This is a genomic window from Vibrio sp. 661 (genome assembly GCF_033339315.1).
Classification (GTDB): domain Bacteria; phylum Pseudomonadota; class Gammaproteobacteria; order Enterobacterales; family Vibrionaceae; genus Vibrio; species Vibrio alginolyticus.
The window spans coordinates 79,840-92,306 of record NZ_JAWOUJ010000009.1; the positions used below are offsets into that span (position 1 = coordinate 79,840).

Here is a 12,467-nt window from a genome sequence, read left to right on the forward strand (position 1 = left end):
ATGAAACATAGACTCAAGATATTCCTACTTGGTTTGGGCACTATCAGTTTAACTGCATGTTCAGCAAACGCAGGACTGCAAACAAACCAGACGTCTGAGCACCAAGCAATGATGGTAGAGACTTATAGGACAAGTGAGAGTCAAATTTCATTTATCACAGAGTCTAACGGCTGCAGTAAGAACGATGATTTTAGCCTAAAAATAGAGCAAAGCTCACAGACAGAAGCTCTTATTACTATCGTTAGAGACAAGGCGGATCATTGTAAACGAATGCCGTTTGCCAAAACTTTTACACTGCCTTTAGATGAAGAGTTGAAAGGCAAAAAACTTTCCATTACCAACCCAAAAAGCAAGTCACTGGCTAAATAGTGATTCGCTTACGAAAGGGAGCCTCGGCTCCCTTTTTGCCTATCGCAACTCAGCAATTCTCACCCTAGCGTTTTACGCCTGCTCAGACTCCACAATACGCTTAAGTGAATGCGGGTGCAGTTTGATACAAATGCCTTGGTACTTAAACGCCACTGTTGGGTTATTCAAGCGTTCGCCATCCCCTTTCGGGCTCGACAGTTTGATCTTCACACCCAGCTCTTCTAACTCATTAAAGCGTGCGCCAAACGCTGGATAAGTGTGTCTCAAATCAGCAAGAAACTCATCTGCGGTTTCGGCATGAGACGGAATCACAAACTCCACATGTTCCCAGCTTTCAGTTGGGTAGATTTTGCCTTCCGCAGGGTATGGCAGCTCCAGACACTCAATCTTCCAGCCACGACTTTCCAACGCTTTATCGAACTCAATAACAATGATTGGACGACCGTTGATTTTCGCTTGTGAAATCACCTTACCGTATTGATTCCATGCTTCATGCGCGGCTTTTGCTGTTTCAGTATCATTAATTCGCAGCGCAATATGGTCAGCTTGAGCAAAGCTCAGATCCAGTTTTAACAGGGATGCAAGCTCTTCAATCTTCGCCATAAATGCATCCAGATCTTGGATCATCAATTTAGGCGCTAGGCGTTTTTCAACTAGTTGAGTCGTCATTGTGGTTCTCTTTTGGGGCGATTTATCTTATTACTCTGAGCGCAATAGTAAACGCAAACCAAACCACATTTCCATTCAATCGAAAAAGTATAAATTTCCCCAATTCCTCTCTGTATGAAAAGCAATAAAGTTGTTATCATTAGCCCCATTTTTGTGAACTCCAACAGAACTCGGCACTTACTTCGCCGAGTTCTTCGTCCTTGAATTGAAGGAAACGCGTGTGAATATCCAAGCACTTATTAATGACAAAGTATCTCAGGCTCTAGAAGCCGCTGGCGCACCTGCAGGCAGTCCTGCGGCAGTACGCCAATCAGCAAAGCCACAATTTGGTGACTACCAAGCAAACGGCGTAATGGGCGTTGCTAAAAAACTGGGTACTAACCCACGAGAATTTGCACAGAAAGTACTGGATGTTCTAGACCTAGATGGTATTGCGAGCAAGACAGAAATCGCTGGCCCTGGTTTCATCAACATTTTCCTAAGCGAAGAGTTCCTAGCAAAACAAGCGGAAGCAGCACTGGCTGACTCACGTCTTGGCGTTGCAGAAGACGAAGCTCAAACTATCGTTGCTGACTACTCTGCACCAAACGTTGCTAAAGAAATGCACGTTGGTCACCTACGTTCAACCATCATCGGTGATGCGGTAGTACGTACTCTTGAGTTCCTAGGTCACAAAGTGATCCGTGCGAACCACATCGGCGACTGGGGTACTCAGTTCGGTATGCTTATCGCAAACCTTGAGCGTGTACAACAAGAGTCTGGCGAAGTTTCTATGGAACTTGCGGACCTTGAAGGCTTCTACCGCGAATCGAAAAAGCTGTACGACGAAGATGAAGACTTCGCAGTAAAGGCGCGAAACTACGTTGTGAAACTGCAAAGCGGTGACGAGTACTGTGCAGAAATGTGGAAAAAACTCGTTGATGTAACCATGATCCAAAACCAGCGCAACTACGACCGTCTAAACGTGTCACTGACTCGTGACGACGTGATGGGCGAGAGCATGTACAACGACATGCTTCCTAAGATCGTTGCAGACCTAAAAGAACAAGGTCTTGCCGTTGAAGATGATGGCGCGCAAGTTGTATTCCTAGATGAATACAAGAACAAAGATGGCGAACCAATGGGCGTTATCGTTCAAAAACGCGATGGCGGTTTCCTATACACAACAACAGACATCGCATGTGCAAAATATCGTTATGAAGAGCTAAGCGCAGACCGTGTGCTTTACTTCATCGACTCACGTCAACACCAGCACCTAATGCAAGCTTGGACAATTGTTCGTAAAGCAGGCTACGTGCCAGAGTCAGTATCTCTTGAGCACCACGCGTTCGGCATGATGCTTGGTAAAGATGGTAAGCCATTCAAGACTCGTGCGGGTGGTACCGTTCGCCTTGCCGACCTTCTAGATGAAGCAGAAGTTCGTGCAGCACAACTGATCGAATCTAAAAACCCTGAGCTAGATGCGGAAGAAAAAGAGAAGATCTCTAAAACAGTTGCAATGGCAGCGGTTAAATACTCTGACTTATCTAAACACCGTACGACTGACTACGTGTTCGATTGGGACAACATGTTAGCGTTTGAAGGTAACACAGCACCATACATGCAATATGCATACACTCGCGTAGCTTCTATTTTCGCTAAAGCTGGTGTTGCTATGGACGCTCTCCAAGGTGACATCAAAATCACTGATGAGAAAGAGAAAGCACTTATTGCTAAGCTTATGCAGTTCGAAGAAGCGGTTCAATCTGTCGCTCGCGAAGGTCAACCACACATCATGTGTAGCTACCTATTCGAACTAGCAGGTCAGTTCTCTAGCTTCTACGAAGCGTGCCCTATCCTAGTTGCTGAAGACGAAGCAGTGAAACAAAGCCGTCTGAAACTAGCAGCGCTAACAGCGAAGACCATCAAGCAAGGTCTGTCTCTACTAGGTATTGATACTCTAGAGCGCATGTAAGCGATTCGAGAATCGAGAATCGAGAATCGAGAATCGAGAATCGAGAATCGAGAATCGAGAATCGAGAATCGAGAATCGAGAATCGATATGATTTCAAAAGGTTGGCGTGAAAGCGTCAACCTTTTGTTTTATCTGGCGTATACTGATGTCATTCAATTCAAATCGGATAATATAATGAGTTTTGAACTGCACCCTCAATTGGCAAAAGACACTACCGTTATCGGTCACTTCCCACTGTGTGTGGCACTTCTGCATAAAGACAATGCCGTGCCATGGGTTATTTTGGTACCTAAACGTGCAAACCTAAAAGAGCTTCACCACTTGCCAATGAAAGAACAGCAACAGTTTTTGCTAGAATCTCAGGCAGTAAGCCAAGCACTGGAAGCAACATTCCGTCCAGACAAGTTAAACCTTGGCGCACTAGGTAACATGGTGCCACAGCTGCACATTCACCATATTGCTCGCTTCAAAGATGACGTCGCATGGCCGGGACCGGTTTGGGGTAACACCAAAGGTGAATTCCGTACAGAAGAAGAGCAAAACGAATTACTTGGTCGCATTAAAAACGTGTTGTCACTGAGCTCTATTTTCCAAAAAGCATAAGAACTGCAAGCGAAAATAATTCGCCTTTGAATACGGCTGAAATAGACAGAGAAAGATTAATACGTATTTGTAACAATCTTTCTCATTTTTCTGGGATTATCACTAAAATAAAACTTGTTTAGACTACCAGCTCAGTTAGAGAGGGTCATCATGAAACAAGTCTTCAACACATTCCGATACGTCAGCTGGATCGCCATCATCTGTTCCATGGCTGCTTCATTCTTGCTTTTTCTTATGGGTGCAGCAAAAACCTATTCGGCATTTGCGGTCTTCATTCTCAATCAAACACCTCCAGAAGCACTCGCACATTTAGATAAAGCAGACATCGCGATCGCTTATTTGATCAAGTCACTGGATACGTTTCTTGTCGCACTAGTTTTGTTCATCTTTGCTCACGGCATCTACACACTATTTATTTCCAACAAAGCTAAAGCGAAAACACAAGAGCAGTCGGTTTTGCATTGGATCAGAACCCCGAACATCGGCCATCTAAAAAACATTTTGGCTGAAGTCATCATCGTGATCTTGTTTGTGAAGTTCTTAGAGCTCGTGCTGATTAACTTCGACAGCTTAGATTGGACGATCTTAACATTACCTATTTCGATTTTAGTTTTAAGTCTTGGTTTGAAGTTCCTAGGGTTAGGCGCGACTAAACACTCTGAAGAACATTAATTTCGCTGTATTCACAAACAATAACCAGCAAAATAAAAGCCGCATCATTGCTGATGCGGCTTTGTCGTTTTTACGTGATAATTTTTAGGTGACTAATTTTGATAGTCGCTACATGGTGACTGTCAGAGACAAACCATCTTGTTTAGTCACTGAGTAGCGAACACGAGTCACGTCATGAGCTTTATTAGTGTCGACTAGGCGGCTAATTTTGCCCTTCTTAATCCACACGTTTAACATCGCGTCGGCGCCATCTTCACTCATCCCAAACTGTTTAGCCAGATCTGACTGGGAGACGGTTCCTTTGTCTGCAATGTATTGATAAAGCTCTTTTAAAATCATGCTACTTGCGCCTCTAATGCACCGTTTTGTTTCTTACCAACTTGTTTGAACACACGGTAGGTACCAAAGAAGATAGCAACGATCACAGCCATCCAAATGCCACTTGTCACTGGGCTATCTGCGAAATGCGTCAATTGGTTGTAGAACGTCGCACATAGGTAAGCCAAGCCCATTGTCCAAACCGCAATAAAGCGTGCGAACTTATGACCAAACTCACGTACGTAAGCCCCCATCGCCGCCACACAAGGTGTGTACAGTAGGATAAAGATTAGGTAAGCAAATGCGGCATTGCCAGAAGCAAACTGAGATTTAATGTTACCGAAGATAGAAGCATCGACTTCTTGTTCTTCGGCAACGGCATTTGAGTCAGTTAAGTCACCCACTTCAATGCCTAGTGGATCTGAGTAGCTCAAACCGGCTAAGTTTTCAGGGATACTCATTACTGCCTCTTCTAGGCTGCCCATTAGATCAAATTCTGCGTCTTCACCGTCGCTTGGCGTGGTGTACAGGCTGTTAAGCGTACCAACTACCGCCTCTTTTGCGAAGATACCGGTAATGATACCAACCGTCGCTGGCCAGTTATCTTCTTGAACACCGATTGGCGCGAATACTGGAGTTACAACTTGCGCAGCTTTAGAAAGCACCGAGTTTTCGCTGTCTTCATTACCAAAACTGCCATCAGTACCCAATGAGTTGAAGAAACTCAGAATAGCAACGACGATAACGATGGTTTTACCTGCACCAAGTACAAAGCGCTTTAGCTTTTGCCAAGTTTTGATCACCACGTTTTGTAGCGTCGGAAGCTCGTAATCTGGCATTTCCATCACTAGGCTATCGCTGCTACCTGGGTAAAGCGTGTGCTTAAGGAAAAGACCTGTGAAGATCGCTGCCACAATACCAAGTAGGTAAAGTGCGAATACAATGTTCTGGCCAGAACCTGGGAAGAATGCCGCAGCGAATAGCGCGTATACAGGCAGACGAGCACCACATGACATAAATGGCGCCATAGATGCAGCCAGTTTACGCTCACGTTCTTGGTCTAGAGTACGAGTCGCCATGATTGATGGTACGTTACAGCCAAAACCAAGAACCAACGGTACAAATGCTTTGCCCGGTAGGCCGATTTTCTGCATGACTTTATCGAGCACGAACGCAGCACGAGCCATGTAACCTGAGCTCTCAAGTACCGCTAGGAACAGGTACAAACACGCGATAACCGGAATGAAGGTAGCAACCGTTTGAATACCGCCGCCTAAACCATCAGCAATCACCGTAACCAGCCAAACAGGTAGGTGACCATCTAACAAGTGATGTCCACCATCAACCAACAATGCGCCCGCACCAATGTCAAAAAAGTCGATAAATGCACTACCGATGTTAATCGAGAACATAAACATCAGGTACATAACAACAAAGAAGAAAGGAATTCCAATCCACTTGTTCAAAATAAACTGGTCGAGTCTTTCAGTCACACTACGACTTAACTTGCCTTCGCTTCGGCGAACTTTTTTACACTGTTCATGCAGATGCGTATACTTAGTATCCGCGACATGCAAATCGATATCCAAATCTAACGTCGTAATGACTTCCAAGACTTTGCTTCTATCAATATCAGAAAGACTATTGAGCACCATTGTGTCTTTTTCAAGCGCACGAATCGCTAGTGCACGATGAGCGACGTTTTGGTCGTTAAAAAGTGCGGAAACCGTTTGAATTGCCGACTCCATCTTCTCACCGTAATGCAAAGACAATTCCTTAAGTGGCACTCCTTGAACGATGGATTTATGAAGCTTTTCTTTAAACTCTGCCACTTGAGTTTTATTGGTTGCAGATAAACTGACAACCGGACAACCTAACGTTTTCTCAAGCTCTGCAACGTTAATCATCTGACGTTCACGCTTTAGCGCATCCATCTTGTTGAGGACAACAATCATAGGGCGACCAAGTTCGCGAAGTTGCAGCGTCATATATAAGCTGCGCTCTAAACTTGTAGCATCCACCACGTTAATAATGAGATCAGCAGGATGAGTTAGAACCGCACGCGATGCGATGGATTCATCAATACTATTACTATCATTACCACTGTCTAATGAGTAAATACCCGGAAGGTCAGTGAGCAAAAACTCATCCCCAGCATGCTTGAATTGTCCCGTTTTCTTTTCAACCGTGACGCCTGCCCAGTTACCAACTTGCTGTTTTGCGCCAGTTAAACCATTAAATAGCGTCGTTTTACCACTATTAGGGTTACCTACGGTTAGCACTTGATATTGCATTACACTCGCTCCACTTCAATTTTCTGAGCAATTGTTTCTCGCAATGCGACAGACACACCACGGACTTCGACTTGTAAAGGATCGCCCATTGGCGCACGTCGAATCACTTTGACTTCTGTATTGGGAAGCAGCCCCATTACCATGAGTTTCTTTCTGATATCTGATGAAAGACCATCTAACAACCGAATCGTCACCGTATCGCCAGGATTAATCTCTGATAACTTCATAGTGGCCCTTAAGAGTATTGCTAATGAGAAATATTATTATTTAATAAGTTTAGGTTGCCAATATTACTCCCCTATACCCCTTCAATCCTTGTGTGAAATCAAAGATTCCGTAAATGTTTTCACGCTTTCAAACGTTAACTTCGTAAATTTCCTCTCGTTATTTACGTCAAAATTAACAATTAAAAATGACACCTAACGAAACAAAAATGTCACAAACCAAGACAAAAAACAAAAAATTCAAATTAAAACAATGGTTTAAGTAAAAAACCAAACGTTGTCGCTTTTCTCATATAAACATGGCGTTATTTTTATAAGAAAAATAAGTAACCTCTCGTATAGTTACTCCATCGAGAGGGCAACCTCTCTAATAAATTCCAGAGGTGGCATGGCAACATGTCACTCCGGCAGCAAGCGAAGGTGTCCTTGACACCCGTGGTATAGTCCCCCCGGCTATACCACGATATTTTTTTTCACCTCTTTCAAAACTTCTTTACCTTATTCATCTTTTCAACACAGTTTTCGTTTTCACGAATGTCGCATGCCATCACTCCCCCAAATGAACCACGCTCTTTTGATACAGCAATACAACTGTCATTTATTTGTTGCAACTATCAGTAAATCATTCTCTTGAAGCCATTTATGCTTATTGCTATGAACATCGCGACTAACAGATAGAACGTGATCGTGCTTACGTGTTGAGAATGGATTTGTAGGCTAGATGTGATGAAGAAACAATGAAACTTACTGCGTTAGCAACTGCAGCAATAATAGAGCACTGTATGCAGCTCCCCAGCATCTTAACTATTAACTATTAACTATTAACTATTAACTATTAACTAGGGAGCGTATAATGAAGGTTTTCTAGTTAATTTCTTGGCTTTCTTGAGTCAAAGCAAACTTGGAAGGGGGCAAACCAAAATGCAGCTTAAACTTTTGGCTAAAGTAAGATGGATCATTAAAGCCACAGTTAAAGGCGACTTCACTGATTTTCTCACCCGCCAATAACTGTTCACACGCCGTTTCTAAACGAACCTCTGTGACATAGTCTTTTAACGTTCTTGACGAGGCAGATTTAAAACGTCTCTGCAAAGAGCGTTCAGACATATACAGCATTTTAGCGGCTGACGCAGTGCCAAATTCAGGATCATGGTAATGCTCTGCCACTAATTGATAGACTTTTTGCAACCACTCTTTCTCTGGTGTGACTTGATCTTCTGCAATAGTTACAGGATTGAGTTCTTGCTGCGGTTCATCCAGATAACTACTTTCCTTCGCAGATGGCCATGTAATCTCGACTTTGTTTTGAGCATCAGAAGAGAAGACAGCCAAATAACCACCACTCGTTGTCACTAGTTGGGCAAGGTGGTCAATACTCAACTCAGAGTGATTTAAGTTAGATGGAAGCCCAGTCGCGACTTTATTAGGTAATTGCGTCCCGTAATCAAGAAAGCTCAATGACACAATATCATGCCCCTTTTCTAGCATAATTCTAACCGTTTGACCCCGGAAAGAGCGCTTGATGATATTGGCAAAAATGCTATTGAAAATAACATCAAGATTAAAGCTTTCCAGAGCAACCCGGCTCTGCTTACTCTCATCTTCTAGCTCTACCAAAATACCCGCTTTTGCAAAGTCATCTTGCCATACATCAACCACTGACTGAGTTATCTGACTCAAGTTGTAGTTCTGACTCCCACCACTTACATCACTTGGAACGCTTTTGAGTTCATTTAACTGCCAATTCGTTTTAGCCAAATGCTCCTCCGTCGCAGTATCGAGAGGCATAGGTAGTTTCGCCACAATAAAGTCGACGCTTGATTTTATGGATAGAGCTACATGGTCTACGAGTAGGTTTCTAACTTGAATCTGTTTACGTAATTGCTGGTTGCTCGTAAGCAACACTCTACTTTGATGTCTTAACTGATTCGTTTTGAGAGTCACTTGAGCTGCTAGATCACGGTTAGCCTGTACAACGTAGCGAGAGCGCCAGAAAACAAGTAATGCGACGACCGCAATACTAGCTACGACAAAGCCTAAAATAGCAAATCGCGATAGATACCAAGGATGAAGGACGATAAAGTGAGATTCTAAACCAACGACTCCAGTGGCAACTTGAGACTCATTACTGACCTGCAAGTGATATTCACCGGAACTAAGGTGCTCGAGTGTCAGTTGGCCCCCCTCTAACGTTTGCCATGGGTCATCGTTGTTCAATCGATAGTACAAATTTTGACTGTCTGGTTTTGGCATCACACCGAATAAAAAACTCAGCGAAGATCCATATGGCAGTGTGAGCCCATTCAGATCGGCACTACCAACTTGCAGAACTTCATTTTCAAGCACAACTTGGCTAACAATAAACATAGACTCTGGGGGATTAGATACAAGCAGCTTGGATGCTTCTGCTTTTACGAGTCCGTACTTCGACCCCAGAACAAGCTCTCGCTCACCAATTTCTGTCTGCTGTATAACGCTACAAATACCAGGGAGGAACTCATTGTTCATTAAGCCTGATGATGATGAGTAATGTTTCACTAACTCACCCGAAAGGTGGTAATAGCTTAAACCGACAGAGGAAGCTAACCATACACCTTGCCTGTCTCTGATCAAGCAAGCAGGTCTGGCGTTGGGCTCACTCATTTCAACAACACGTTTTTCATCGCTTCGTGTATCAGTTTTAAACACACCATAAGATGAAGCAAACCACTGGCTGCCATCAACCGCCGTGGTCATGTCTAATGATTCACCAAACTTTTCTGAAAAACGGATAAACTGGATGTTGTCATTACTGTATTGGTATACGCCATGATCGGTGCCTATTAATAGGGCGTCTTCAGTATCATATAGGCGCGTAACCTTAGCAGGCAAATACTGACTTACCAGCCACTCACTTCCAAAGTTTCGTACGCTTTGTGCAGCAGTATCAACATTGTAAAGATGGTATCCGCTTGATACCCAAAGACGGTCATCACCATCAACGGTCACATGCTCTACGGCATGTCCGGCCATAACCTGTAAATAAGGAAATGTAATCTTGTTGAGACCATTTAGCTCAAATATTTCCAGCCCTTTTGAGGTTGCAAGCCAAAGCATGCCGTTTTGAAACGCAAATTCATTGATCTGCGACTCCAACTCTAAGACTTGGTTAATCCCACTCTTTCCTGAACGATAAATCTTTCGGTCATCAGCAAACCAAAGCGCACCATCAGGACCTTCAATAGTTTGCCGAATTCGTCCTGATAGGGTGTGTGAGTCATAACTACTAAAGGTCACTCGTTCAAATTTTTTACTAAATAGCGAGTAATAACGAATACCTTGGTTAGTCGCAATCCACATCCCTCCCATATTGTCACTCAACAACGAATAAATCTTCGTGTTATCTAACTCTAACTCAAGAAAACTTGCAGGCGCGACTTCGGTGACCTCACCTGAAAAAAATGAGTACAAATAAAGGCCATGCTCTGTCCCCACCCAGTACTCTTGATTTGTCTCTGCGAATGTCAAAACATGTGAGCCGCCAATTCTAATCACTTCTTTATCAGGCTGGTAAATGTTGAAAATTAAAGCGCCACGCAATGTACCTATCAAAATTTCTCTTCGCGTGTGTGAATAATAGACTTTCTCAATGTAGTTTTGACCTGAGGCAGCGACATGGTCAAACTTATCACCTTCAGAAAGATAGAAGCCGGAAGTCGTTGCTAGTGCCCACTTGGTTTCAACTAGCACCGCATCATTAATGTAAACGTAGCTATTATTACTATGTTGATAGAGCTGCAATAGAGAGAAAGAGTTTAACTCGCTAGTGTCGATATTGTAGGTATAGAAATGCGCGCCATCACTCACCCAAATATAGTTCTTTGAAGACCCTATTTTTCTTATTTGTGAGCCTGGATTTAAACTAAAGACTAAACGTCGTTCCTGATTTGGATAGGTTCGATAGACCTCATTTTCAATAAAGGTCCAAAAAGCACCTTTATGATAAGCCAACTGCTTAGCCGACGTTTGTAGGAAGCTACCTGATTTAGGCAATATAGTTTGACCATCGTAAAACAGGACTCGTCCGTGTACGTCATGAATCCACAAACCGCCCTTTTCACCCAAGAACAACTTTTTAGCCGCGATAAAAGTACCCTTTGCCTGAGTTGGCAAAGGGTAAAAGATTGCATTTGCATTATGAAGCGCAAATGCTTGGTAGGATAAGACAAAGCCCAACAGAGCAAGGGCTAATTGGCGTAGCAAGACGAAAACCTTTTGTATCAATTTGTGCTCTGAAAGTGACCGTTCATCGTTTGTAAAACATGGATTGATACGGTTATTTTGAGCTGATAATTATTGGTAATGATATCTCAATTACTTTCTGAGAAAAGGCTCGCCTTACCAAAGGTTGTAATTCTTACTACTGGATCACGTTAAAAAGACTACTCCTACATTACGACAGCACTTAATCTGACTTTTTGTTCAAGCATTGCTCAAAACTATTCGCCATATTGTTGAGAAAAGTAAAGTAACTGCCAGGTTTTGCTTCAATTGTACTCCCTAACGGGTCAAGCTCGCCTTTAGCGACATCACTGCCTCTCATTACGCTCTGAACGACAGCCGGGGTAAACTGAGGTTCAGAAAATACACAAGCCACATCTCCACCACTTAGCTTTTGACGAATTTGAATTAAGGTCTTCGCTCCTGGCTTGCGTTCTGGGCTCACAGTAAAATGCCCCATTTGATTTAGTTCATAACGATCTTCGAAATAACCGTAAGCATCATGGAATACAAAGTAACCTTTGTTTTTTACTGGTGCCAGCTTCTGCTTTATCTGTTGGTCAGTGTCTTTTAGCTCGAGTTCAAACTTTTTGAGGTTCGCTTGATATTGAGCTGCATTTTCCGGATCAAGTGATACAAGTTGATTCACAACAGCCTTGGCCACTTGTTGTGCTTGGCTTACACCTAGCCAAAAGTGCGGATCATGTGAGCCATGATCGTGCCCATCATGGTCATGGTTGTGCTCACTATCAAATTCACGCAATTCTAGATTTGGAATTTGACTAATAGTCAAAGTATTCGATCTATCCGAAACAACTTTCTCTAGAAACGGTTCAAGATCATGTCCGTACCAGATAACCAAATCAGCCGAAGCGACCTTTTTAACATCCGATGGACGCAAAGCATAGTCATGGGGTGATGTGTTAGACTGCAATAGCACGTCTGGTGAAGTTACTCCTTGAGTAAGCTCTGTTACTAACAACTGAATAGGTTTGATACTCGTCAGTACCGTTACCGCCTGTGCTGGCAGTGTTAACATTGCTGAGGCAGCAAGAATTAATGCTCTTTTCATAGTTTTACTTGGGATATGGCGTGGAAAGTGAG

The 12,467-nt window shown here is 43.2% G+C and carries 10 protein-coding genes; 4 read left to right on the forward strand and 6 right to left on the reverse strand.

Features of this window, described 5'->3' with window-relative positions; genetic code table 11:
- On the forward strand, nucleotides 1-369 hold the full coding sequence (locus R7P69_RS15885; RefSeq protein ID WP_005382200.1) for a hypothetical protein: 369 nt from the start codon (nucleotides 1-3) through the stop codon (nucleotides 367-369).
- 72 nt (nucleotides 370-441) lie between these two features.
- On the opposite strand, the gene R7P69_RS15890 is transcribed toward R7P69_RS15885, so the two are convergent.
- Nucleotides 442-1,038, reverse strand: coding sequence for a VOC family protein (locus tag R7P69_RS15890; protein ID WP_065274265.1), 597 nt, complete (start codon nucleotides 1,036-1,038; stop codon nucleotides 442-444).
- A gap of 220 nt (nucleotides 1,039-1,258) precedes the next feature.
- Here R7P69_RS15890 and argS point away from each other — a divergent pair, with 220 nt between their 5' ends.
- The 3 genes from argS (at nucleotide 1,259) to R7P69_RS15905 (ending at nucleotide 4,267) form a co-directional block, all read left to right on the forward strand.
- On the forward strand, nucleotides 1,259-2,992 hold the full coding sequence (argS, locus tag R7P69_RS15895) for an arginine--tRNA ligase (protein ID WP_054576704.1): 1,734 nt from the start codon (nucleotides 1,259-1,261) through the stop codon (nucleotides 2,990-2,992).
- 174 nt (nucleotides 2,993-3,166) lie between these two features.
- Entirely contained in the window at nucleotides 3,167-3,595 is a 429-nt protein-coding gene (locus R7P69_RS15900; RefSeq protein WP_005446436.1) for an HIT family protein, read from the forward strand.
- 150 nt (nucleotides 3,596-3,745) lie between these two features.
- Nucleotides 3,746-4,267 (forward strand): YqhA family protein, encoded by a 522-nt coding sequence (locus R7P69_RS15905; protein WP_042523163.1) that lies wholly within the window; start codon nucleotides 3,746-3,748, stop codon nucleotides 4,265-4,267.
- Between the two features lie 108 nt (nucleotides 4,268-4,375).
- Here the strand turns inward: R7P69_RS15905 and R7P69_RS15910 are convergent, their stop codons facing one another.
- The 5 genes from R7P69_RS15910 to znuA form a co-directional block, all read right to left on the reverse strand.
- Entirely contained in the window at nucleotides 4,376-4,606 is a 231-nt protein-coding gene (locus R7P69_RS15910) for a FeoC-like transcriptional regulator (protein WP_005382192.1), read from the reverse strand.
- A complete protein-coding gene (gene feoB / locus R7P69_RS15915; protein ID WP_017819946.1) occupies nucleotides 4,603-6,879 on the reverse strand; it encodes a Fe(2+) transporter permease subunit FeoB in 2,277 nt (758 codons plus the stop codon). The genes R7P69_RS15910 and feoB overlap by 4 nt, the downstream gene beginning before the upstream one ends.
- On the reverse strand, nucleotides 6,879-7,106 hold the full coding sequence (locus tag R7P69_RS15920; protein ID WP_005382190.1) for a FeoA family protein: 228 nt from the start codon (nucleotides 7,104-7,106) through the stop codon (nucleotides 6,879-6,881). Before R7P69_RS15920 ends, feoB begins: the two co-directional genes overlap by 1 nt.
- 861 nt (nucleotides 7,107-7,967) lie before the next feature.
- Entirely contained in the window at nucleotides 7,968-11,345 is a 3,378-nt protein-coding gene (locus R7P69_RS15925; protein ID WP_238952241.1) for an AraC family transcriptional regulator, read from the reverse strand.
- A gap of 202 nt (nucleotides 11,346-11,547) precedes the next feature.
- Nucleotides 11,548-12,435, reverse strand: coding sequence for a zinc ABC transporter substrate-binding protein ZnuA (gene znuA / locus R7P69_RS15930; protein WP_033906913.1), 888 nt, complete (start codon nucleotides 12,433-12,435; stop codon nucleotides 11,548-11,550).
- Nucleotides 12,436-12,467 lie beyond the last annotated feature (32 nt).

What these genes read in the sequence shown, in the direction of transcription:
- R7P69_RS15885 (WP_005382200.1), top strand. Translation starts at nt 1, where the DNA reads ATGAAACATAGACTCAAGATATTCCTACTTGGTTTGGGCACTATCAGT.
- R7P69_RS15890 (WP_065274265.1), bottom strand. Translation starts at nt 1,038, where the DNA reads ATGACGACTCAACTAGTTGAAAAACGCCTAGCGCCTAAATTGATGATC.
- R7P69_RS15900 (WP_005446436.1), top strand. Translation starts at nt 3,167, where the DNA reads ATGAGTTTTGAACTGCACCCTCAATTGGCAAAAGACACTACCGTTATC.
- R7P69_RS15905 (WP_042523163.1), top strand. Translation starts at nt 3,746, where the DNA reads ATGAAACAAGTCTTCAACACATTCCGATACGTCAGCTGGATCGCCATC.
- R7P69_RS15910 (WP_005382192.1), bottom strand. Translation starts at nt 4,606, where the DNA reads ATGATTTTAAAAGAGCTTTATCAATACATTGCAGACAAAGGAACCGTC.
- feoB (WP_017819946.1), bottom strand. Translation starts at nt 6,879, where the DNA reads ATGCAATATCAAGTGCTAACCGTAGGTAACCCTAATAGTGGTAAAACG.
- R7P69_RS15920 (WP_005382190.1), bottom strand. Translation starts at nt 7,106, where the DNA reads ATGAAGTTATCAGAGATTAATCCTGGCGATACGGTGACGATTCGGTTG.
- znuA (WP_033906913.1), bottom strand. Translation starts at nt 12,435, where the DNA reads ATGAAAAGAGCATTAATTCTTGCTGCCTCAGCAATGTTAACACTGCCA.